Annotated in this window: 24 protein-coding genes; 18 read left to right on the top strand and 6 right to left on the bottom strand. The window is 54.9% G+C overall.

Translation table 11 applies throughout. The features are described 5' to 3' along the window. From ytfT to AC07RN_RS11275, 3 genes are all read left to right on the top strand, one after another. Entirely contained in the window at positions 1-1,026 is a 1,026-nt protein-coding gene (gene ytfT / locus AC07RN_RS11265) for a galactofuranose ABC transporter, ATP-binding protein YtfT (protein WP_133631867.1), read from the top strand. Further along, the gene (yjfF, locus tag AC07RN_RS11270; protein ID WP_235134625.1) at positions 1,013-2,014 is read left to right on the top strand and encodes a galactofuranose ABC transporter, permease protein YjfF; all 1,002 of its coding nucleotides are present in this window, start codon (positions 1,013-1,015) and stop codon (positions 2,012-2,014) included. The genes ytfT and yjfF overlap by 14 nt, the downstream gene beginning before the upstream one ends. Before the next feature lie 93 nt (positions 2,015-2,107). Then, on the top strand, positions 2,108-3,676 hold the full coding sequence (locus AC07RN_RS11275) for a methyl-accepting chemotaxis protein (RefSeq protein WP_012015829.1): 1,569 nt from the start codon (positions 2,108-2,110) through the stop codon (positions 3,674-3,676). A gap of 34 nt (positions 3,677-3,710) precedes the next feature. Here the strand turns inward: AC07RN_RS11275 and AC07RN_RS11280 are convergent, their stop codons facing one another. Further along, a complete protein-coding gene (locus AC07RN_RS11280) occupies positions 3,711-4,010 on the bottom strand; it encodes a helix-turn-helix domain-containing protein (protein WP_012015830.1) in 300 nt (99 codons plus the stop codon). Between the two features lie 146 nt (positions 4,011-4,156). Beyond that, the gene (gene fbp / locus AC07RN_RS11285; protein WP_012015831.1) at positions 4,157-5,155 is read right to left on the bottom strand and encodes a class 1 fructose-bisphosphatase; all 999 of its coding nucleotides are present in this window, start codon (positions 5,153-5,155) and stop codon (positions 4,157-4,159) included. A gap of 199 nt (positions 5,156-5,354) precedes the next feature. Here fbp and mpl point away from each other — a divergent pair, with 199 nt between their 5' ends. Then, on the top strand, positions 5,355-6,728 hold the full coding sequence (gene mpl / locus AC07RN_RS11290; RefSeq protein WP_012015832.1) for a UDP-N-acetylmuramate:L-alanyl-gamma-D-glutamyl-meso-diaminopimelate ligase: 1,374 nt from the start codon (positions 5,355-5,357) through the stop codon (positions 6,726-6,728). Between the two features lie 57 nt (positions 6,729-6,785). Here the strand turns inward: mpl and AC07RN_RS11295 are convergent, their stop codons facing one another. After that, positions 6,786-7,994, bottom strand: a complete 1,209-nt coding sequence (locus tag AC07RN_RS11295) for an aldose 1-epimerase family protein (protein WP_478336550.1) — start codon at positions 7,992-7,994, stop codon at positions 6,786-6,788. Positions 7,995-8,298: 304 nt separating this feature from the next. Continuing rightward, a complete protein-coding gene (yjgA, locus tag AC07RN_RS11300; RefSeq protein WP_012015834.1) occupies positions 8,299-8,850 on the bottom strand; it encodes a ribosome biogenesis factor YjgA in 552 nt (183 codons plus the stop codon). A 94-nt stretch (positions 8,851-8,944) separates the two neighbouring features. Here yjgA and pmbA point away from each other — a divergent pair, with 94 nt between their 5' ends. The 14 genes from pmbA to AC07RN_RS11370 all read left to right on the top strand — a co-directional run bounded on the left by pmbA (position 8,945) and on the right by AC07RN_RS11370 (position 20,416). After that, on the top strand, positions 8,945-10,297 hold the full coding sequence (gene pmbA / locus AC07RN_RS11305) for a metalloprotease PmbA (RefSeq protein ID WP_012015835.1): 1,353 nt from the start codon (positions 8,945-8,947) through the stop codon (positions 10,295-10,297). A 93-nt stretch (positions 10,298-10,390) separates the two neighbouring features. Further along, positions 10,391-10,777: a cytochrome b562 gene (gene cybC, locus AC07RN_RS11310; RefSeq protein ID WP_478336379.1), complete on the top strand. Its 387-nt coding sequence runs from the start codon at positions 10,391-10,393 to the stop codon at positions 10,775-10,777. A gap of 323 nt (positions 10,778-11,100) precedes the next feature. Further along, on the top strand, positions 11,101-11,439 hold the full coding sequence (locus AC07RN_RS11315; protein ID WP_478336380.1) for a glycine dehydrogenase: 339 nt from the start codon (positions 11,101-11,103) through the stop codon (positions 11,437-11,439). 11 nt (positions 11,440-11,450) lie between these two features. Further along, positions 11,451-11,813, top strand: a complete 363-nt coding sequence (locus AC07RN_RS11320) for an SFCGS family glycine-rich protein (RefSeq protein WP_012015838.1) — start codon at positions 11,451-11,453, stop codon at positions 11,811-11,813. A gap of 1 nt (position 11,814) precedes the next feature. Continuing rightward, positions 11,815-12,114, top strand: coding sequence for a DUF4312 family protein (locus tag AC07RN_RS11325; protein WP_012015839.1), 300 nt, complete (start codon positions 11,815-11,817; stop codon positions 12,112-12,114). Between the two features lie 22 nt (positions 12,115-12,136). Then, a complete protein-coding gene (locus AC07RN_RS11330) occupies positions 12,137-12,913 on the top strand; it encodes a DUF4311 domain-containing protein (RefSeq protein WP_012015840.1) in 777 nt (258 codons plus the stop codon). Positions 12,914-12,926: 13 nt separating this feature from the next. Then, positions 12,927-13,568 carry a DUF4310 family protein gene (locus AC07RN_RS11335; RefSeq protein ID WP_012015841.1) on the top strand — a complete coding sequence of 214 codons (642 nt, stop codon included), beginning with the start codon at positions 12,927-12,929 and terminating at the stop codon, positions 13,566-13,568. 43 nt (positions 13,569-13,611) lie between these two features. Beyond that, positions 13,612-14,745 (top strand): amidohydrolase/deacetylase family metallohydrolase, encoded by a 1,134-nt coding sequence (locus AC07RN_RS11340; RefSeq protein ID WP_133631857.1) that lies wholly within the window; start codon positions 13,612-13,614, stop codon positions 14,743-14,745. Further along, positions 14,729-15,847, top strand: a complete 1,119-nt coding sequence (locus AC07RN_RS11345; RefSeq protein ID WP_478336381.1) for a DgaE family pyridoxal phosphate-dependent ammonia lyase — start codon at positions 14,729-14,731, stop codon at positions 15,845-15,847. Before AC07RN_RS11340 ends, AC07RN_RS11345 begins: the two co-directional genes overlap by 17 nt. Continuing rightward, entirely contained in the window at positions 15,844-16,584 is a 741-nt protein-coding gene (gene dagF / locus AC07RN_RS11350) for a 2-dehydro-3-deoxy-phosphogluconate aldolase (RefSeq protein ID WP_478336382.1), read from the top strand. The genes AC07RN_RS11345 and dagF overlap by 4 nt, the downstream gene beginning before the upstream one ends. A 162-nt stretch (positions 16,585-16,746) precedes the next feature. Next, the gene (locus AC07RN_RS11355) at positions 16,747-17,892 is read left to right on the top strand and encodes a lactonase family protein (RefSeq protein WP_478336383.1); all 1,146 of its coding nucleotides are present in this window, start codon (positions 16,747-16,749) and stop codon (positions 17,890-17,892) included. Between the two features lie 19 nt (positions 17,893-17,911). Further along, positions 17,912-19,822: a BglG family transcription antiterminator gene (locus AC07RN_RS11360; protein ID WP_478336384.1), complete on the top strand. Its 1,911-nt coding sequence runs from the start codon at positions 17,912-17,914 to the stop codon at positions 19,820-19,822. A 77-nt stretch (positions 19,823-19,899) separates the two neighbouring features. Beyond that, on the top strand, positions 19,900-20,142 hold the full coding sequence (locus tag AC07RN_RS11365) for a type II toxin-antitoxin system RelB/DinJ family antitoxin (RefSeq protein ID WP_012015847.1): 243 nt from the start codon (positions 19,900-19,902) through the stop codon (positions 20,140-20,142). Beyond that, positions 20,132-20,416 carry a type II toxin-antitoxin system RelE family toxin gene (locus tag AC07RN_RS11370; RefSeq protein WP_478336385.1) on the top strand — a complete coding sequence of 95 codons (285 nt, stop codon included), beginning with the start codon at positions 20,132-20,134 and terminating at the stop codon, positions 20,414-20,416. Before AC07RN_RS11365 ends, AC07RN_RS11370 begins: the two co-directional genes overlap by 11 nt. A 1-nt stretch (position 20,417) precedes the next feature. Here AC07RN_RS11370 and nrdG read toward each other — a convergent pair whose 3' ends face one another. Then, on the bottom strand, positions 20,418-20,882 hold the full coding sequence (gene nrdG / locus AC07RN_RS11375) for an anaerobic ribonucleoside-triphosphate reductase-activating protein (RefSeq protein ID WP_478336386.1): 465 nt from the start codon (positions 20,880-20,882) through the stop codon (positions 20,418-20,420). 159 nt (positions 20,883-21,041) lie between these two features. Continuing rightward, complete coding sequence (nrdD, locus tag AC07RN_RS11380) at positions 21,042-23,180, bottom strand: anaerobic ribonucleoside-triphosphate reductase (RefSeq protein ID WP_235134634.1); 2,139 nt, start codon at positions 23,178-23,180, stop codon at positions 21,042-21,044. Between the last annotated feature and the right edge of the window lie 74 nt (positions 23,181-23,254).

Raw genomic sequence — 23,254 nt, forward strand, 5'->3', positions numbered from 1 at the left:
GTGATGCCCCGTTCACTTTCAAACGCTGGAGAGTCGAAGCGTCGCTTCCGCTGGCCAACCGGCACTCCGCAGATTATCGCGCTGCTGCTGGTGCTGGCGGTCGATAGCCTCGTGGCGCCGCATTTCCTTCAAATCGTGTTGCAGGATGGCCGCCTGTTTGGCAGCCCGATTGATATTTTAAACCGCGCAGCACCCGTTGCGCTGCTGGCGATTGGGATGACGCTGGTGATCGCCACCGGCGGTATCGATTTGTCCGTGGGGGCCATTATGGCCATCGCGGGCGCAACCGCCGCTTCACTGACCGTCGCCGGGCACAGTTTGCCGGTTGTGCTGCTGGGTGCGCTGGGAACCGGCGTTCTGGCGGGGCTGTGGAACGGCATTTTGGTTTCAATCCTCAAAATCCAGCCGTTCGTCGCGACCTTGATTTTGATGGTGGCGGGGCGCGGCGTGGCCCAGTTGATCACCTCCGGGCAGATCGTAACGTTTGATTCCCCAAATTTGGCATGGATCGGCAGCGGCAAGCTGCTGCTCTTCCCAACCCCGGTCATTATCGCGCTGGCTACGCTTATCGTGTTCTGGTTGTTTACCCGTAAAACGGCGCTCGGCATGTTTATCGAGGCGGTGGGGATTAACATTCGGGCGGCGAAAAATGCCGGAGTGAGCACGCGCTTAGTGGTGATGTTGGCCTATGTGCTGAGCGGCGTTTGCGCAGCGATTGCCGGCATTATCGTGGCAGCAGATATTCGCGGCGCGGATGCCAATAACGCCGGGCTGTGGCTGGAGCTGGACGCCATTCTGGCGGTGGTTATCGGTGGCGGCTCGCTGATGGGTGGACGATTCAACCTGGTCCTTTCCGTCGTCGGCGCTCTGATTATTCAGGGGATGAATACCGGGATTTTACTCTCAGGCTTCCAGCCGGAGCTTAACCAGGTGGTGAAAGCGGTTGTTGTGCTCTGCGTGCTGATTGTTCAGTCGTCGCGCTTTATTAGCATCATTAAGGGGATTCGCGGCCATGATAAAACGTAATTTACCGTTAATGATCACGCTCGGCGTTTTTATACTGGGCTATCTCTACTGTCTGACGCAATTCCCCGGTTTTGCCTCGACGCGCGTGATTTGTAATATCCTCACCGATAACGCCTTTTTGGGCATTATCGCCGTCGGCATGACGTTTGTGATCCTCTCCGGCGGAATCGATCTGTCGGTGGGCTCCGTGATCGCCTTTACCGGCGTATTCCTGGCAAAAGCGATAGGCTTCTGGGGGATCTCACCGCTGCTCGCCTTCCCGCTGGTGCTGGTGATGGGCTGTGCGTTCGGCGCATTTATGGGCTTGCTGATTGATGCGTTAAAAATTCCGGCGTTTATCATCACTTTAGCCGGGATGTTTTTCCTGCGCGGCGTGAGCTATCTGGTCTCGGAGGAGTCGATTCCCATCAACCACCCGATCTACGAAACGCTGTCGAGCCTGGCCTGGAAAATTCCCGGCGGTGGCCGCCTGAGCGCGATGGGTCTGCTGATGTTGGGCGTCGTCGTGATCGGCATTTTCCTTGCGCATCGCACCCGTTTCGGCAATCAAGTTTACGCCATCGGCGGGAGCGCAACTTCCGCCAACCTGATGGGCATTTCGACGCGGAGTACCACCATTCGTATCTATATGCTGTCGACGGGTCTGGCGACGCTGGCGGGGATTGTCTTCTCCATTTATACCCAGGCAGGCTATGCGCTGGCGGGTGTCGGTGTTGAGCTGGATGCGATTGCCTCGGTGGTCATCGGCGGCACGCTGTTAAGTGGCGGGGTCGGAACGGTACTGGGCACGCTGTTTGGCGTGGCGATTCAGGGCCTGATTCAAACCTATATTAACTTCGACGGTACACTGAGTTCGTGGTGGACCAAAATCGCGATTGGGGTGCTGCTGTTCATCTTTATCGCTCTACAGCGTGGCCTGACAGTCCTGTGGGAGAACCGCCAGAGCTCGCCGGTGACGCGCGTTAGCACTGGACCACTCAACAGATAACACCCTGAATTTGCTTAAAGTCTAAACTTTTTCCGGTAGCGGCCGATAACCTAATGTTCTGCCAAAAAATATCTCGCTACCGGAAATAACATCATGCTTAAAACGCTATCGATTCGTACCGGCTTGCTTTCTTTACTGGCCGTTATGACCCTTCTTCTGCTGATTGTCAGCGGTATCGGCATTTATGCCCTTACACAGAGTTCCTCTTCTTTACAGCGTATTAATCACCTTCAGGGTGAACAGATGGTGCAGCTCAATTCGGGCTACACGCTGATTTTACGCGCCCGTAACGAAGCCGGTCAGGCCGTCCGATTGATGGAAATCGGCATGCTGGATGACGCCGCCAAGTCGGTGCAAAGCATTAATAAAGAAGTGACGCAGGCGCAGAAAACGCTGCAAGCGGTGATCGAGGGTGGCGTTGACGACCCACAGGGACAGCAGTTGCTGGATAAGGTCGCGGCAAGTCTGGCCGTTTACAATGCAGAAGGGATCACGCCGATGGTCGCGGCGCTGAATCAACAAAGCTCTGATGCTTATTATGACCTGCTGGAAAATAAGCTGATCCCGGTTGCGCGTCAGTTTGATAACGATATGCAGGCGTTCCAGAAATGGAGCGAAGTGCGCGGCAATGCAGAAGTGCAGGCGGTGCAGTCGAGTAAAAACCATGTGATGTTGCTGATCGTGATCGCGGCGCTGATCACGGCAGGAATTATCGTCCTGGCCTGGCTGTCGCTACGTCATATGCTGCTTAAGCCGCTCTCGGCCTCAATCGCTCAGCTGGAAAATGTGGCAGCAGGCGATCTCACGCATGTGCTGAATCAGCCTGTCAGTCAGGAGTTTAATCGCCTGAATGCGGCGATCGAAGGCATGCGTCAGTCTTTGATGGAGTCTGTGATGCGCGTGCGTGATGCCAGCTCGCAGATTGACACCGGCAGCCGTGAACTGACCGCGGGCAATATGGATCTGGCCCAGCGTACAGAATCGACCGCGACGTCTCTTGAGCAGACGGCGGCCAGCATGGAAGAGATCACGGCGACGGTGAAACAAAACGCCGATAACGCTGAACAGGCACACCAGATGGCGAAAACCGTCTCCGATACGGCGGATCACGGCAGCGAAATGGTCTGCTACGTCATTGAGAAAATGCGTGATATTTCCGGCAGCTCAGCCCGTATCGCCGACATTCTCAGCGTCATCGACGGTATTGCTTTCCAGACCAATATTCTGGCACTGAACGCCTCCGTGGAAGCGGCGCGAGCCGGTGAGCAGGGGCGTGGGTTTGCCGTAGTGGCGGGTGAAGTGCGTAACCTGGCCAGTCGAAGCGCCGATGCCGCGAAAGAGATTCGCACGCTGATCAGTGCTTCGCAGACCCATGTTAACGAGGGCAGTGAACTGGCGCAGCAGGCGGGCGAAACGATGGATGAGATCGCTTCCGAAGTGATGCGCATGACCCGACTGATGCGAGAAATCGCCAGTGCGTCTCAGGAACAAAGCCGTGGCATTGAGCAGGTGAATATTGCGGTGAATCAGATGGACGAAACTGCCCAGCAAAACGCCGCGCTGGTGCAACAATCCTCCGCGGCGACGCGCTCTCTGGAAGAGCAGTCGCGCGAATTAATCGAAGCGATGTCGTCATTTAAACTGACTTCACACGCGGCGTGATAATAATAAATCCTGGTGCAATCCGCGCCAGGATTTATACCATTTCAGCTTCAGCGTTGACTGCACCAATATTGTGATGAATATCCGCCATTAATTGTTCCAGCGAATGGGTTAATTCCAGCGCTTTTTTTGTTGGCTCAAGATATAAGCCTTTGCGAATAAATAAAGGTTCATCAAAGAGCTGATTAAAACGCTTCAATGCCAGACTGACCGCAGGACGCGACATCTCAAGTCGGACGGAGGCTTTCGCCATGCTGCCGCATCTGACGATTTCAATAAAGACAGGAATAAGATTTAGATCGATACCGGTATTTGCTCGAGAATAGTTTTCCATCGCGACGGCGACTCCCCTGAATAATTAATAAACTGTTATCGAAATAATGCAGGAGTAGGCGGGAAGATTAAAGCGCGATTTTTATATTCATTTATACGGTAAAATATATAAATAAAAACGGGGAGCAGGCTCCCCGTGATAAAACGTTAGGCGTCCGGGTATTCGCGGATCAGACGCTCAACATCTTCAACCATATGATTATTACCGACAAAGAAAGAGCGGCGCTGGTGCAGGCTTTCCGGTGTGATATCCAGAATACGTTCTTTACCGTCACTCGCCTTGCCGCCTGCCTGTTCGGCCAGGAACGCCATCGGGTTGCATTCGTACAACAGACGCAGCTTCCCATCCGGATGGCTAGCGGTGCTTGGGTACAGGTAAATCCCGCCTTTCAGCAAGTTGCGGTGGAAGTCTGCCACCAGCGAACCGATATAACGCGAGGTATACGGGCGCTGCGTTGGCGTATCTTCTTCCTGGCAGAATTTGATGTACTTCTTCACGCCATTCGGGAATTTAATGTAATTGCCTTCGTTAATGGAGTAGGTGCTGCCTTTCTCCGGATAACGCATGCGCTCCTGGCACAGGCAGAAAACGCCCAGCGACGGATCGTACGTGAAGGCGTGAACGCCACAACCCGTTGTGTAAACCAGCATGGTTGATGAGCCGTAAACTACATAGCCTGCAGCAACCTGTTTGTTACCCGGTTGCAGGAAATCTTCTTCCGTCACGGCAGTACCCACCGGTGTGACGCGGCGGTAAATGGAGAAAATCGTCCCAACAGATACGTTGACGTCAATGTTAGACGAGCCATCCAGTGGATCCATCAGCACGACATATTTGGCGTGTTCGCAGCCTTCGAAAACGACGATTTCATCTTCTTCTTCAGAGGCGATACCCGCAACAATGTCGCGTGCGCGCAGTGCAGCTTTCAGTTTTTCATTGGCGAACAGATCGAGTTTTTGTTGCACCTCTCCCTGAACGTTTTCGGCACCGCTGGCACCCAGGATATCGACCAGACCGGCCTTGTTGATATCACGGTGGATGATCTTTGCGCCGAGCTTTATCGCCGACAGCAAAGCAGTGAGCTCACCCGTAGCATGAGAGAACTCGTGCTGCTTTTCGACAATAAATTCACCTAACGTTTTCATAACACTTTCCCTGCATCGTATGTTGAGTAAAGCGATCGAATGATGGTTAAAGCGGTCAATCTCAAACAATCTTAACAAACATTCAAATATTAGCGCAGTGGTGAATCGCGCCAGCAAAATACGGATTTACCTGAAATGCGTTTCTCTGACGCTGACATGTGAGTAAAATGTGCGCCAAATAGAAGAGGAATAGTGACGTATGCGCATTCATATATTAGGGATTTGTGGCACTTTCATGGGCGGACTGGCAATGCTGGCGCGCTCTCTGGGCCATGAGGTGACAGGTTCGGACGCCAATGTGTATCCGCCGATGAGCACCCTGCTTGAGAAACAAGGCATCGATCTTATTCAGGGATATGATGCCAGCCAGCTGGACGTTGAACCGGATCTGGTTATCATCGGCAACGCCATGACGCGCGGTAACCCGTGTGTGGAAGCGGTGCTGGAACGCAATATTCCGTTCATGTCTGGCCCGCAATGGCTGCATGACTTTGTCCTGCGCGACCGCTGGGTGCTGGCGGTTGCCGGTACGCACGGTAAAACGACGACGGCCGGGATGGCAACCTGGATTCTGGAAGCCTGCGGCTATAAGCCGGGCTTTGTGATCGGCGGCGTGCCGGGCAATTTCGACGTTTCTGCCCGTCTGGGCGAAAGCCCGTTCTTTGTGATTGAAGCTGACGAATACGACTGCGCCTTCTTCGATAAGCGCTCCAAGTTCGTGCATTACTGCCCGCGCACGCTGATCCTCAATAATCTTGAGTTCGATCATGCGGATATCTTTGACGACCTGAAAGCCATTCAGAAACAGTTCCATCACCTGGTGCGCATCGTGCCGGGGCAAGGCCGTATTATCTATCCTGAAAACGACATCAATCTTAAGCAGACGATGGCGATGGGTTGCTGGAGCGAGCAGGAGCTGGTGGGCGAGCAAGGCCACTGGCACGCGAAGAAACTGACAACCGACGCGTCCGAATGGGAAGTGTTGCTGGACGGTGAAAAAGTCGGCCAAGTGAAGTGGGCGCTGGTCGGTGAACACAACATGCACAATGGCCTGATGGCGATTGCGGCGGCGCGTCATGTGGGCGTCACGCCTGCGGATGCGGCCGATGCGCTGGGATCCTTCATCAACGCGCGTCGTCGTCTTGAACTGCGCGGTGAAGCCAATGGCGTAACCGTGTACGACGATTTCGCCCATCATCCGACGGCCATTCTGGCGACGCTGGCAGCACTGCGCGGCAAAGTTGGCGGAACGGCGCGCATTCTGGCGGTGCTGGAGCCACGCTCTAACACCATGAAAATGGGGCTCAGCAAAGACGATCTCGCGCCGTCTCTTGGCCGCGCTGACGAAGTGTTCCTCCTGCAACCGCAGCACATTCCGTGGCAGGTGGCGGAAGTGGCTGATGCCTGCATTCAGCCTGCGCACTGGCATGCGGATGTCGATACCTTAGCGGATATGGTGATTAAAACCGCGCAGCCGGGCGATCACATTCTGGTGATGAGCAACGGCGGTTTTGGTGGCATTCATCAGAAACTGCTGGACGGTCTGGCGAAGAAAGCTCAGGCCGAAGAGTAAAAAACTGCCCGGTAGCGCAATGCTACCGGGTAATTACGCCTGGCAAAAAAGTAAACCTTACTCTTTGGCGATAGGCGTTTCGACTTCCTCAATCGGGGTGCTGCCCTGAATCTCACCGATTTTCTTCACAACGTCGTCGACCTGACCAGAGGTGTGAAGCAATGTGTAAGTCAAATCAAACTGCGTGCTCTGGCCGGCCTGCAGCTGCTTCACGCGCTTTTGTTCTCGTTCGATGGTCACTGGATAGGCATAGCTGGTGCCCGGCTCAATCCCAGTGACATAGCCTTGTTTTTCGGTATCGGTGTTTTTCCACAGCGTTAAAACAGGTAACTGGCGGGTGTCGAACTGAATCGCGGCCCCTTTGTCGCCGGCTTTATTGATCACCGCGGCAGTGGTGTGGTGATTCTCATCCGCCAGCGGTTTGATGTTAAACACCATTTCATCAAAGCCTTTCGTTGGCCCCGCAAAGTTTTGCCACTCTTTTAAACCGGCTTTGGCGTAATCATTGAACGGGCTGATGCTTTCCATGGGTGCGATAAACCGCGCCCCTGCTTCCAGAATCGGTTTACCGAAATTGCTGTGATAAATGATTTGATAGTCATGCGGATAATCTGCGTGATTTGTCAGTACATCGTGAAGAGCAAAACGGTTACTGCCCGGGACATAGCGCAGTTCCGTCATTGTCTGCAGATCGGCTTTTTTAAACGTACTTTCTTTTACCAGACCACGAACACGAATTTCGTACGGCGCGCTGTCGCTCACCTCGACTTCTACCTGCGAGGCTGGCGTATTACCTGCTTTTCCGTGCAAAGTGTAAATCTGGCCGTCTGCAGTGACCGGATGCCCGGTCCATTCGTAGCCACAGCGCACCATCATTTCGTTGAAACCTTCCAGCCATCCCAGGCCATTTCGGCTTTCAAGATTCATGAAAGCAGGGTTGACCACCTCTTTCACCGGGGAATCCCAACCCATCCGCACGCCGTAGCCCTCAACGCGCAGTAAATTCATGCCGCGCGATGGGCTTAACGTGATCGTTAAGCCGTCTTTACTGGTGATGATGATGACTTTGCTGCCTTCCTGCTTGCCACCATGAAGGACTTTTTGTTCGATGCTGAAGTTTTGGTTTTTCACTTTCAGCATATTGCTCGTAACTTTCCAGTTACCCAGTTCTGTCGCGCTATCAGCGCTTGTCAGCACCCATGTTTTTGCCATCACAGGCGCGGAAATTAAACAGGCCAGTGCGGTTAACGCCAATGTTTTTTTCATCATTCTTCCCTTTTTGCTGAATCGATTATTTCTTTCACAGGCAAATCTAGATTCTTAACAAAAATGAAAGTGTGATGCGTTTCACCTGGTGGCTAATTAAGCGTATTTTCTCGTTAAAGTATGCGATGCGTTTGATATTCGTGTAATGAGATATGTATTTTGCACAAGAAAATGTGAATTAAGCGTATTTCTGCTTTAACGATTCAGCTTTGAAAGAAGCGTAAAAAATGAGATGTCATGCCAGAGGGGGAAGGACGGGGGGGGAAAAAATGACGCTAACTCATCATGAGTTAGCGTGAGGTCATTAACCTTCGTTCTCAGCCAGTTCGCGCAGATACTGGAAAATCAGACGCGCAGATTTCGGCGGCTTATTCCCTTCTTTCTCTTTCTTCGCGTTGCGGATAAGCGATCTTAACTGCTGACGATCAACGTCTGGCCACAGGTTTAACACCTCTGCGACAGCGTCATCGCCCTGTTCAATCAGGCGGTCACGGATTTGCTCAAGCTTGTGGAACAGCGCAACCTGCTGGTTGTGACGGTTTTTCAGCTTATCCAGCGCCTGGCGAATCGGCTCAACATCGCGCTGGCGCAGCATTTTACCGATCAGCTGAAGCTGGCGGCGACGGCCTTCTTTTTTGATTCGTTGGGCCAGTTCAATGGCACTGCGCAGATCCGGGTCGAGCGAGAGTTTATCCAGCGCGTTTTTACCCAGCTCTACCATTTCCGCACCAAGTTGTTTTAACTCTTCGGCGTCACGTTTAATTTCACTTTTACTGACCCAGATGATTTCATCATCTTCGTCTTCGATGTCATCACCGGGAACGTCGTCGAGCCAGTCTTCGGGCTGCTTAGTCATGTCAGGCTCCTTAAAAAAGAGGATAATGTTACCAGTTAAGACGCGCACTGAAAAACGGTTCTCTGTTAGACTTCAGATAACTATCTCTTACAGTATGGCATTTGCGATGAAAGTAACCTCACAAGTTGAAGCGCAGCGTAAGATTCTGGAAGAAGCGGTCTCCACAGCGTTGATGCTGGCTTCCGGAAAATCAGACGGCGCGGAAGTGGCAGTCAGCAAAACCACGGGTATCAGCGTAAGCACTCGCTACGGCGAAGTCGAGAACGTGGAATTTAACAGTGACGGTGCGCTGGGGATTACGGTTTATCACCAGAATCGCAAAGGCAGCGCGTCGTCGACCGACCTCAGCCCGGATGCCATCGCCCGTACCGTGCAGGCTGCGCTGGATATTGCGCGCTACACTTCGCCGGATCCGTACGCTGGCGTCGCGGAAAAAGATCTGCTGGCGTTTGACGCGCCGGATCTCGATCTTTTCCATCCGGCGGAAGTTTCCCCGGACGAAGCGATCGAATATGCCGCGCGCGCCGAACAGGCCTCTCTGAAAGCGGATAAACGTATCACCAATACCGAAGGCGGCAGCTTTAACAGCCACTACGGCATCAAAGTGTTCGGCAACAGCCACGGCATGTTGCAGGGCTACAGCTCCACGCGCCACTCCCTTTCCAGCTGTGTTATCGCTGAAGAAAATGGCGACATGGAACGCGATTACGCCTACACCATTGGCCGCGCGATGGGCGATTTACAGTCGCCAGAGTGGGTCGGTGAAGAGTGTGCAAAACGCACGCTGTCGCGCCTGTCTCCACGTAAACTCTCCACCATGAAAGCGCCGGTGATTTTTGCCAACGAAGTGGCGACCGGGCTGTTTGGTCATCTGGTCGGGGCGATTGCGGGCGGTGCGGTTTATCGTAAATCGACGTTCCTGCTCGATTCGCTGGGGCAACAAATTCTGCCGGAATGGCTGACCATTGAAGAACACCCGCATCTGCTGAAAGGGCTGGCGTCGACGCCGTTCGATGGCGAAGGCGTACGCACAGAACGTCGCGACATCATTAAAGACGGCATTCTTACCCAATGGCTGCTGACCAGCTATTCTGCGCGCAAGCTCGGGCTGCAAAGCACCGGCCACGCAGGCGGTATCCACAACTGGCGCATCGAAGGCCAGGGCCTGAACTTTGAACAGATGCTCAAAGAAATGGGCACCGGCCTGGTCGTGACCGAGTTGATGGGTCAGGGCGTCAGCGGGATCACCGGCGATTACTCTCGCGGTGCGGCGGGCTTCTGGGTCGAAAACGGTGAAATTCAGTATCCGGTAAGCGAAATCACGATTGCCGGTAACTTAAAAGACATGTGGCGCAATATCGTTACTGTCGGTAACGATATTGAAACACGTAGCAATATACAGTGTGGTTCAGTGCTGTTACCCGAGATGAAAATCGCGGGTCAATAATACCCGTCATATTTCACGTTGCAGATGCGTTGGCTGCGCTCGAATTATTGAGGGTATTTAGCTTATTTTTCATAATAAAAAAGGAAGTGAGCAATGCGTAAAAACCTGTTAGCGATTCTTGCTGTGTCGTCGTTAGTGTTCAGTTCTGCTGGGTTTGCCGCCGATCTTGAAGATGATATGGACACGCTCAGTAGCAACCTGAAAGTGGTCCAGAAAACGGATAATGCGACGGAAATGAAAGACGCATTGACCAAAATGCGCGTCGCCGCACTCGATGCGCAAAAAGCGACGCCACCAAAGCTGGAAAACAAAGCAGCCGACAGCGCTGAGATGAAAGACTATCGCCACGGTTTTGACGTGCTGGTCGGCCAGATCGACGGCGCCCTGAAGCTTGCCAACGAAGGCAAAGTGAAAGAAGCCCAGGCTGCCGCTGATGGATTTATTGCCACCCGCAACGAAAACCACAAAAAATTCCGCTAATGGCACGCTAAGCCAGACGGCAAAATAATCAACGGGGGCGAAAGGCCCCCGTTTTGTTTGCCACAACGTAATAAGAAAACCTTATCCGCGTCACACTTTACGACCTTGCGCGTAAATTTTTCCACTCTCCTTTCTGACCTTTTGCCGCCGAATAGAGTGATATTCATCACGCAAATCCAGTTGATAATTCATATTCACCGTAATTATGTGGAACAGATCACTGGTGCCGCTTTCCTTTCCACTTCGAAGTGGAAAATAACTCGCTACAAACCTTTAACCTCCAGCGTTAGTTTTATCTCAGTGCCATTAACGGGGTAAGACGAGTGATTAACGGAGCGGTAATGAACGACGTTGGAGAACAGGCAGCGCAAACTGAAACGCTCGCAAACACCATGCTCGAGCAGGTCTATTACCAGCTTGCCCGCCACAACATCATTCCCAATGACGTCCAGCAGCAGATGCTGACTTCACACGTTCGCGCAATGGCGCACCGGTCGGTGACCGGGGAACCGCTGCCGGAGGTCGAAGCTGACCTGTTCGATGAAATTTCAGCAGATTCAATGCGGCTTGCCCGCGAAGTGGTCGCACAGTTCGGCAATCTTCCTGATGAAGAAGCCTGGCTGCTCTCCGTTCACTTCGAAGTCGCCAAAGACAACCTTTAAGGAGCACCACAATGGAACAAATTACAGTCGTGATCGGCGATCGTCTCGGGAAAGGCCAGAAAGTGGCTATCGGTGTGGAAAAGGCCGGCGGTCGTGCGGTTGTCGTACCGGGCGTGGCGGCGGACATGAAATTGGGCGACGTGATGAAAGCGGAAAACGCCACATTCGGGATCTCCTTCTGCGGCAGCGGCGGCGCGGGTGCTATCACAGCGCAAACCAAACATGGCTACAAAGCGAAATACGGCATGCGTTCAGTGGAAGAGGGCGTCACCGCCATCAACGAAGGCAACAACGTGTTGGGCTTTGGCTTTATGGATAAAGAAGAGCTGGGCGAGCGACTGGTGCAGGCCTGGCTGAAAAAGTACGGCGCGTAACATGAAAGAGCAATTCACCACCACGGTGAGAGTAAAGGGCAAGGGCGACGCCAAAACACGCGCCTTTGCCGACGCGCTAAACCACGTACAGGCCGCGGTGATGAACGCATCGCCGCATATCTTACTGCGTATTGAGCCACAGGATGTGCAGGTTGTTCAGGCGCAAGAAGCGGTGCGTAAAGAAGCGTTTCTGTTCTTCTTTTTGCGCCGGGAAAGACGCACTTACAGCGTGGAGCTGGACGTGACCGTCAACGTGACTGCCATCAATCTTGACCAGGTGGATTTTGTCGCGCAACGCTGATTCTCACTAATAGGGCAGACGAATGTTCCTGATAATTTTAATAAAATCGCTCATCATCGGCGGCCTGGTTGGCGTCGGCGTTGGCGCCGGGGCTGCACGCATGTTTCATGCGCCTACCACACAGGGTATGGGCGCATTTCGTACGTTGGGGGAACTGAACTCCTGCGAAGGGGATCCCGCTTCTCACTTCTCCTTTGGTCTGGGTTTCTTCTTCAACGCCTGGGCCTCTTCGGTTGCGGCGGGGGCGTTCACGCAGGACGTTGACCATCGCATCATCCCTAACTGGGGTGCCGCGGCGCTGATGCTAAAAAACCGCAATGTCGGTGAGACGCTACACGATCCCCGCAAAATGGCGATTGCCTGCGGCGTGATCGGCATGTTCGTCGTCACCTTCTTAAACCTCACGGCTTCGTCCGTTCCAGCGGCGCTTCAGGTGACCGCCGTTAAGGTGCTGGTTCCTGCGGCAAACCTGCTGGTGAATACCGTGATGCCGGTGATCTTCTGGCTGGCGGCGATTGATGCAGGTAAAAAATCCGGCTTCTGGGCCACCGTGTTTGGCGGCGCAGCGCAGCTGATTATGGGCAACGCCGTACCGGGTCTGGTGCTTGGCATCCTGATTGGTAAAGGCGTCGAAGAGAGCGGCTGGAACCGCGTGACCAAAGTGATGATGGTGGCGATTGTTCTGCTGTTCGTCCTGAGTGGTTTCTTCCGCGGCTTCGACATGAAAATGATCGAATCCTTCCATCTGACCGTGCCGAACTGGCTCGACATGATCCACAGCTCGCTCAGCGGCAAATAACAGGAGCCTCGACATGGAACAGAATAAAGGTTTTTGGTATGCCGACTGGTCGTTCCCGATCTTCGTTGGCCTGCTCTCATCCGGCGTCTTCGCCGGGACGCACATGTACTACCTCTACGGCATCGGCGCGTTTAACGAAGTGGCGTTTGTGGCGATGTTAAAAGCGGGCATGGATACCGGCGTGTATGGCGCGGTGGCTGCGTTTGGTGCCAGCTTCCTGTTTGCGCGCATCATCGAAGGTTCGCTGGTGGGGATTCTGGATATCGGTGGGGCGATTCAAACCGGCGTCGGCCTCGGCGTTCCGGCGCTGCTGCTGGGCGCAGGCTTTGTCTTCCCGGTTGCCAACTTTATTGCGTCGCTGGCTACCGGCCTGGTGATTGGTCTGGCGATTGGCTACCTGATTATCCTGGCGCGTAAATTCACCATCAATCAAAGCGATTCCACCTACGGGGCGGACGTGATGATGGGCGCGGGTAACGCCTCTGGCCGCTTCCTTGGCCCGTTGATTATCCTCAGCGCCATGACCGCCTCTATCCCGATTGGGATTGGTTCTCTGATTGGCGCGCTGCTGTTTTACCTCTGGCAGAAGCCGATCACCGGCGGCGCGATCCTTGGCGCAATGATTTTGGGTTCGCTGTTCCCGGTAGCCCTCTAATCCCCGGCGGGCGCTTCGGCGCTCGCTTTCTCAGGAGATGTTTATGTTTGATTTACTCCTGCGCCGTGCGCGCCTCACCGACGATACGCTGGCTGACATCGCCATTCAGGACGGCAAAATTGCGGCGCTGGGTGAGATTAACGCTCCCGCACACAAAACCGTCGAGCTGAACGGCGAAGTGTTTGTCAGCGCGGGCTGGATTGATTCTCACGTTCACTGCTACCCAAACTCACCGATTTACCATGATGAGCCGGACAGCGTGGGCATCGCGACAGGCGTCACAACCGTCGTGGACGCGGGCAGCACCGGCGCGGATGACGTTGACGATTTCTACGAAATCACCCGCAAGGCCAGTACGGAGGTTTTCGCGCTGCTGAATATTTCCCGCGTTGGGCTGATCGCCCAGAACGAGCTGGCGAACATGGCCAACATCGATGCGGACGCGGTACAGCAGGCCGTGAAGCGTCACCCTGATTTTATCGTCGGCCTGAAAGCGCGCATGAGCAGCAGCGTGGTCGGGGAAAACGGCATCACGCCGCTGGCGCGCGCGAAAGCGATGCAGCAGCAAAATGGCGGCCTGCCGCTGATGGTCCACATCGGCAACAATCCGCCCAATCTTGATGAAATTGCTGACCTCTTGAGTTCCGGCGACATCATCACCCACTGCTATAACGGCAAACCGAACCGCATCCTGACGCCGTCGGGCGAACTGCGTGCGTCCATCACCAGCGCGCTGAAGCGCGGCGTGCGACTTGACGTCGGCCACGGCACCGCAAGCTTTAGCTTCGAGGTGGCGAAACGCGCCATTGCGATGGGTATTTTGCCGCACACTATTAGCTCGGACATCTACTGCCGCAACCGCCTCAACGGCCCGGTCGGCAGCCTTGCCAGCGTGATGTCGAAATTCCTCGCCATTGGCATGTCGCTCCCGCAGGTGATCGAGTGCGTCACCGCCAACGCCGCCGACGGCCTGCGCCTGACGCAAAAAGGGCGCATTCAGCCGGGTCTGGATGCTGACCTGACGTTGTTCACCGTAAAACGCCAGCCGACGCTGCTGGTGGATGCTGAAAACGACAGCCTGCAGGCTGAACATATTCTGCTGCCGCTTGCCGCGATCCGCGCGGGCAAGGGCTACATGACCGAACAAGGGAGCACGGAAAATGTCTTCGATTTATGAAAAATACCATTTAAAACAGGTGATCAACACCTCCGGTCGTATGACGGCGCTGGGTGTTTCCACGCCGCGTCCGGAAGTGGTTCAGGCGGCGATGGACGGCATGAATCAGTATTTCGAGATGAAAGATCTGGTCAATAAAACCGGTGAATACATCGCGAAGCTGTTAGACGTCGAAGGCGCAACGGTCGTCTCCTGCGCCTCGGCGGGTATCGCGCAGTCCGTGGCGGCAGTGCTGGTGAAAGACAGCGACTGGCTGCTGGAAAACCTGCATGTCACGCCCATTGAGAACAACGAAATCGTGATGCCGAAAGGTCACAACGTCAACTTTGGCGCACCGGTCGGCACGATGGTGGCGCTCGGCGGCGGCAAAATGGTCGAAGCGGGTTACGCCAACGAATGCTCCGCCGATCAGCTGGCGGCGGCGATCACCCCGCGTACCGCCGCCATTCTCTACATCAAATCTCACCATTGCGTGCAGAAAAGCATGCTCAGCGTTGAGCAGGCGGCGGTGGTGGCGCGCAAGCACGATCTGCCGTTGATCGTTGATGCGGCCGCGGAAGAAGATCTGCATGTCTATTACCGCTCCGGCGCGGATCTGGTGATCTACAGCGGTGCGAAGGCGATCGAAGGGCCAACCAGCGGCCTGGTGATCGGTAAAACCCAGTACGTAGAATGGGTGAAACGCCAGACAGCGGGCATTGGCCGCGCCATGAAAGTCGGTAAAGAGGGCATTCTCGGCCTGACCTGCGCCATCGAACATTACCTGACGGCGACCAAAGAGAGTGGCGCAGAAATGGTCGCGAAAATGACGCCCTTTATTGACGCACTGAATACCTTAAACGGCGTGACCGCACGCGTGGTTTGGGACAGCGCCGGACGTGATATCGCGCGCAGCGAAATCAAATTCGACGAAGCCACCACCGGCGTGGGCACGGGCGATCTGGTGAACGCGCTGAAGCAGGGCGAATATGCCATTTACTTCCGTGGCTACAAGGCGAACGAAGGGATTATCGAAGCGGACGTACGCAGCGTGACCGCCGACCAGTTGAACATTGTCTATCGCCGTATCCGCGAAGTATTAGGCCAGGAGAAACACGCATGAAATTAACCCCTAACTTTTACCGTGACCGCGTGTGCCTGAACGTTCTGGCGGGTTCAAAAGCGAACGCCAGCGCGATTTACGAGGCGGCAGAAGGTCATGTGCTGGTGGGCGTGCTGTCTAAAAACTATCCTGATGTGGACAGCGCCGTTGCGGATATGCGCGAGTACGCCGCGCTGATTGATAACGCGCTCTCAGTGGGTCTTGGCGCGGGCGATCCCAATCAGTCGGCGATGGTCAGCGAAATCTCCCGCCAGGTACAGCCGCAGCACGTTAACCAGGTGTTCACCGGCGTGGCGACCAGCCGCGCGCTGCTGGGGCAAAATGACTCCGTGGTGAACGGTTTGGTGTCGCCAACGGGTACGGTCGGCAGGGTTAAAATCTCCACCGGCCCGCTGAGCAGCAAAGCACCGGACGGCATCGTGCCGGTTGAAACCGCGATCGCGCTGCTGAAAGATTTTGGCGGCAGCTCCATCAAATACTTCCCGATGGGCGGCCTGGCATGTCGCGATGAATACACTGCGGTGGCAGAAGCCTGCGCGAAGCATGATTTCTGGCTGGAGCCGACGGGCGGTATCGATCTGGATAACTTTGAGGCGATCCTGCAGATCGCACTGGATGCGGGCGTCAGCAAGATTATCCCGCACATTTACAGCTCGATTATCGACAAAGCCAGCGGAGACACCCGCCCGGCAGATGTACGCACGCTACTGGATATGACCAGGACGTTAGTGAAGTAGAATTTTGCCCCTCACCCTAACCCTCTCCCCAGGGGAGAGGGGACTGTCCGGAGCGGTCTTTTCCCTTCTGCTCATAGGGAGAGGGAATTGTTTTCTCCCTCTCCCTATGGGCATAGGGCTGGGGTGAGGGGACACAAATCGCACCCTCCTAAAGGAGCCACTATGCACACTCATCATCTGCTTGCCGCTTCACTCTCTTTGCTGGCGACCGCTGCCGTTGCACAACCGCAGTACGCCTGGGTCGGCACCTACAACCCGAACGGCGAAGGGCTGTACCGTTTTCTGGTCGATCCGCAAACCGGCGCGCTCGACCAGAAAACGTTGGTCAGCAAGCTGCTGAACGCCGCGCAATTGACCGTCTCGCACGATGGCAAAACCCTGTATCTGGCGAGTGAAGTCGAGCAGGGCGTGGTGCAGGCGCTGCATATTGGTGACAACGGCGAGCTGAGCGCGTTAAATCAGGTCGCATCCGGCGGCGCGGGCCCCGTCTATCTGTCGTTGACGCCAAACGACCGTCACCTGCTGGTGGCAAACTACGTCAGCGGAACCATTGCGGTGTTGCCAGTGAAATCTGACGGCAGCCTCGGTGAAGCAACGGACACCCATCAGGATCAGGGCGAACCGGGTGCGGAAAAACCCGACGCCGCCGTGGAAGGCAGCTTTGCGATCAGCGATCACAACGGCCCGCATGCGCACATGATCGCCTCCGATCCGAGCGGGAAATTCGTCTTTTCAACCGATCTGGGTCTGGATCGGATCTATCAGTACCGTTTTGACGATCGCAGTGGAAAGCTCACGCCGAACGATCCGCCGTTTATCAACGCGTCCTCGAAAGGTGCGGGTCCGCGCCATTTTGTCTTCACGCCAAAAGGCGATGGGCTATGGCTGATTAACGAAGAGGCATCCACGCTGACTCATTATTCGCTCGATAGCGTATCCGGTACGCTGAAAGAGGGCAAAACGATCTCCGCGCTGCCGAAAGGGTACAAAGGAACCAGCTTTGCCGCTGGCCTGGTGTTGAGTCACGACGGCAAACAGCTGTACGTTGCTAACCGTTTGCATAACAGCATCGCGCACTTTACGGTAACGGCGGACGGAACGCTGACGCACCAGGACGATGTCTGGACGCGTGGCGATTACCCGCGCACGCTGACGCTCGATAATCAGGGGCGCTGGCTGTACGTGATGAATCAGCGCAGCGATAACATCACCCGTTTTCGCGTTGAGCCAGACGGTAAGCTACGCTTTGAGCCGGACTATACGCCGGTTGGCAGTCCATCCCAGATGGTCATTTCAACAGGGCCATGAGCCGTAAGAGGACACCGACGTGCGATTTCCGAACCAACGTTTAGCGCAACTGTTTGATTTGTTGCAAAACGAGACGCTGCCGCAGGACGAACTGGCGCAGCGCCTTTCGGTCTCAACACGTACCGTCCGCGCCGATATCACGGCCCTGAATGCGCTACTGGCGAGCCACGGCGCGCAGTTTATTTTGAGCCGTGGCAACGGCTACCAGCTTAAAATCGACGATGCTGTCCGCTATCAGTCATTGCAGGATTCCCGTCCACGCGCGTTACGTATCCCGCGAACCGGGCAAGAACGAGTGCACTATCTGGTGGTGCGATTCCTCACTGCCGCCTTCTCGTTAAAACTGGAAGATTTAGCTGATGAATGGTTTGTCAGCCGCGCCACGCTGCAAAGCGATATGGTGGACGTGCGCGAGTGGTTTCATCGCTACAACCTGACGCTCGAAACCCGCCCGCGTCACGGCATGAAACTGTTCGGCAGCGAAATGTCCGTGCGTGCATGTCTGACCGATCTGCTGTGGGAACTGGCGCAGCAGGACAGCCTGAATCCGCTGGTGACCGAAATCGCCCTGAACGTTGGCGTGCCGGAGCAACTGGTCGTGGTGCTGCATGACACGCTCACGCGCCATCACATTCGCCTCACGGATGAAGGCGAGCTGTTTGTACGCCTGTACTGTGCGGTGTCGGTGCGGCGCATCAGCGAGGGTTATCCGCTGCCGGAATTTAACGCCGAAGATGTTGAAGAGAACGTGCGCGACGCCGCGCGGGATATCGCCGCCGCCATTTCGCGACTGGCAGATAAAGTGCTCTCGCCCTCAGAAGAGAACTGGCTGTGCGTCCATCTGGCGTCCCGTCAAATTCAGGACATCGCCCCGAGTGCCATCAACGCCGACGACGACGAAGCGCTGGTCAATTACATCTTGCGCTACATCAACACGCACTATAACTACAACCTGCTGAACGATGCACAGCTGCATGCGGATTTGCTGACGCATATTAAAACCATGATCACCCGCGTGCGCTACCAAATCATGATCCCCAATCCGCTGCTGGAAAACATCAAACAACACTATCCGATGGCGTGGGACATGACGCTGGCGGCGGTCTCCGGCTGGGGGAAATACACCCCCTATATCATTAGCGAAAACGAAATTGGTTTTCTGGTGCTGCACATCGGCGTCGGGCTGGAGCGCCATTACAACGTCGGCTATCAGCGTCAGCCGCGCGTGCTTTTGGTGTGTGATGCCGGTAACGCGATGGCGCGGATGATCGAGGCGGTGCTGCAACGCAAATATCCGCAGATAGACGTGACGCGCACCGTCACGCTGCGCGAGTACGAACTGGCGGAAAGCATCAGCGAAGATTTTGTTATCTCAACCGCGCGGATCAGCGAAAAGGCTAAGCCGGTGGTACAAATCGCACCGTTCCCGACCGATTATCAGCTGGAGCAGATCGGCAAGCTGGTGCTGGTGGACCGCACGCGCCCGTGGATGCTGGAAAAATATTTCGATGCGGAGCATTTCCGCGTGGTGAATACACCCATCGATCAGCAAACGCTGTTCCAGGAACTCTGTTCGCAGCTGGAAGCGGAAGGATTCGTTGGCGCGGAGTTTCTCGACTCGGTGGTGGAGCGTGAAGCTATCGTCAGTACGATGTTAGGCGACGGTATCGCGCTGCCGCACTCCCTCGGCCTGCTGGCGCAAAAAACGGTGGTCTACACCGTGCTGGCTCCGCAGGGCATCAAATGGGGCGATGAAACGGCGCACGTGATATTCCTGCTGGCGATCAGTAAAAGCGAGTACGAAGAGGCGATGGCGATCTACGATATTTTTGTCACTTTCCTGCGGGAGCGAGCAATGACGCGGCTGTGCGCCTGTCACGATTTTGACGCGTTTAAAGCGGTAGCGATGGAGAGTTTGAGTCGTTTTTGAGAGGCGTTATCCAGAATTCGATGTAATTCAAGTGTAATGCTAAACTGCATTACATTTACGAATTTTCTGGAGGCATAATGGCAACGCTGAACGTCCGTCTGGACGATAAACTTAAAAATGAGGCTTACGCGGTGCTGGAAAAACTTAACCTTACCCCGACAGAAGCGGTGCGCCTGCTATTCCAGTATGTGGCAGAAACCGGACGTATGCCCGTGAAGACGGTCACGATTAGCGATAGCGAAGAAGCCCTAATCCAAACCGTCCGCGAGCGGCTAAATAGCCCGCAAAACGGTATCCAGGTTAGTTTGGATGACTTATGAACTCGCGTTCGATCCGCGTGCGCTTAAAGAGTGGTACAAGCTGGGCGATACGGTAAGAGCTCAGTTTAAGAAGAAACTAGCGCAAGTGCTGGCGGAACCCCGGATTGAATCTGCCCGTTTAACGGATTTGCCTGACTGCTACAAAATCAAGCTAAGAGCATCTGGCTATCGTCTGGTTTACCAGGTGCGTGATGACGTGGTGATGGTCTTCGTCATAGCGGTAGGTAAACGCGAGAAATTAGTCGTTTATCATGACGCCCATAAACGACTGTAGTTTAACGCAAGTGATGGACCACCTGGTTGCTGCTGCCGCGCCAGATCAACGCCGGATCTTTTAAGTCTTGCACAAATTTGCCGTCGACCAGCACGTTGATCAGATCAACCACTTCCTTCTGCGCATCATTCAACTCATCCAGTTTGTAACCGGTCCAGACCCAAATATCTTTGCCTGCACACTCTGCGCGAATGCGTTTTACCAGGGCGAGAATGTCCGGCACGTTCTGCGGATGCAGCGGGTCACCGCCCGAAAGGGTAATTCCCTGGCGCTTTATCCGCGTGTCGTTGAGATCGTCAATGATACGTTCCGCCATCTCGTCGGTAAACGGCTGACCTGAGTTCAGACGCCAGGTGCTTTTGTTATAGCAACCGGGGCATTCGTGAACGCACCCTGAAACAAACAGGGTGCAGCGAGTGCCAGGGCCGTTGACGATGTCGACGGGATAGTAGTTGTGATAATTCATTTTCGCTTCTCAATTGACACCATTACTGCGTTGGCTGCACTCGCGCACCCGGGTCACTTACTTATGTAAGCTCCCCGGGATTCGTTCGTTTGCCGCCTTGTCCTGATGCCAATTGCTTTGCGAAAAGTATTGTTTCACCAGACAATAAAACAGAGGAGATTAACCGATCTGCCCATTCCCCAAATGCTTCACGCGGCGTTTCACTTCTTCCTGCTTGCCGGCGTTGAACGGACGCGCGTCCGGGCTACCAAGATAGCCGCACACACGGCGGGTCACCGAGACGCGCGCGGCGTCGTGGTTGCCACATTTCGGACAGGTAAAGCCTTTGCTGGTGCATTCAAACTCACCGGTAAAGCCGCACTCATAGCACTCATCAATCGGGGTGTTTGTCCCGTAATAGGGCACGTGCTGATAGCTGTAATCCCACACGTCTTCCAGCGCTTTCAGGTTGTGCTGAATGTTCGGGTACTCGCCGTAACAGATGAAACCGCCGTTCGCCACCGGCGGATAAGCCGCTTCAAAATCGATCTTGTCGTACGGATTGACCTTTTTCTCGACGTCGAGGTGGAAGCTGTTGGTGTAGTACCCCTTGTCGGTCACGCCATCCACCACGCCAAACTCGGCGGTGTCCAGACGACAGAAGCGGTCGCACAGGTTTTCGCTCGGTGTGCTGTACAGGCTAAAGCCGTAGCCGGTTTCGTCTTTCCACAGATCGACGGCGTCGCGCAGACGCTGAACGATCGCCACGCCTTTAGCACGCAGCGCTTCGCTGTCGTAGACGTGTTGATCGCCAAACAGTGCGTTGATGGTTTCGTGAATACCGATATAGCCCAGAGAAATCGACGCGCGGCCGTTCTTAAAGATTTCAGAAACGTCGTCGTCCGCCTTCAGACGCACGCCGCAGGCGCCTTCCATATACAGAATCGGTGCCACGCGCGCTTTAACGCCTTCGAGGCGCGCGATGCGGGTCATCAGTGCTTTACGCGCCAACACCAGTCGTTCGTCCAGCAAATTCCAGAACGCGTCTTCATTGCCTTTGGCTTCCAGCGCGATACGCGGCAGGTTCAGACTGATCACGCCCAGGTTGTTGCGCCCGTCGTGAACCTGTTCGCCGTTTTCATCTTCGTACACGCCAAGGAAGCTGCGACAGCCCATCGGCGTTTTGAACGAACCGGTGACTTTCACCACCTGGTCGTAGTTCAGAATGTCCGGATACATGCGCTTGCTCGCGCATTCCAGCGCCAGCTGTTTGATGTCGTAGTTCGCATCGCCAAACTTGTGGTTGAGACCGTCACGGATCGCAAACACCAGTTTTGGGAACACCGCCGTTTTGCGGTTTTTGCCGAGGCCTGAAATGCGGTTGCGCAGAATCGACTGCTGAATCAAACGCGATTCCCAGCTCGTTCCTAAACCAAAGCCAAAGGTCACGAACGGCGTCTGGCCGTTGGCGGTGTGCAGCGTGTTCACTTCATATTCCAGCGACTGGAATGCGTCGTAGCACTCTTTTTCGGTGCGGGAATGGGCGTAACCGTCCGCGTCCGGGATCTGCCACTCTTCAGCCACTTTACGGTGTTTTTTGAAGCTTTCAGCCACGAACGGCGCGAGCACTTCGTCGATGCGGTTGATGGTGGTTCCGCCGTAAATATGGCTGGCGACCTGAGCAATAATTTGCGCCGTCACCGCCGTGGCCGTGGAGATCGATTTTGGCGGCTCGATCTCGGCGTTACCCATTTTAAAGCCGTGGGTCAGCATGCCTTTGAGATCGATCAGCATGCAGTTGAACATTGGGAAGAACGGGGAGTAATCGAGATCGTGATAGTGGATCTCACCGCGCTCGTGCGCCTGCACCACGTCGCGCGGCAGCAGGTGCTGACGGGCATAGTGTTTGGCGACAATTCCGGCCAGCAGATCGCGCTGCGTCGGGATCACTTTGCTGTCTTTGTTGGCGTTCTCGTTGAGCAGTGCGGAGTTGGTCTGCTCAACCAGACCGCGAATTTCCTGGTTCAAACGGCCACGCTTTTCGCGCTGAATATCACGATCGTGGCGGTACTCAATGTAGGCGCGCGCGAGCTGTTTATGTGGGCCAGACATCAGCTGGTTTTCGACCGCCGTCTGGATCTCATTGATATCCACCTGGCTGCGTTCATTCATCTGTTGGCTGACGATTTCTGCGACGGTGGCGCAGTAATCTGCGTCATCGACTCCCGCTGCTTTAGCTGCACGCAAAATGGCTTCTTTGATGCGCTCTGACTTAAACGGCACTTTACAGCCATCTCGTTTCATCACATGCGGTGTCATGATCACTCCATTAAAAAACAGGTTATCCACAGAGGTGGGGAAGTATTCATTGAGCACATTTATAGATGCCCCAG

It is taken from the genome of Lelliottia sp. GFLA7 (assembly GCF_056490165.1).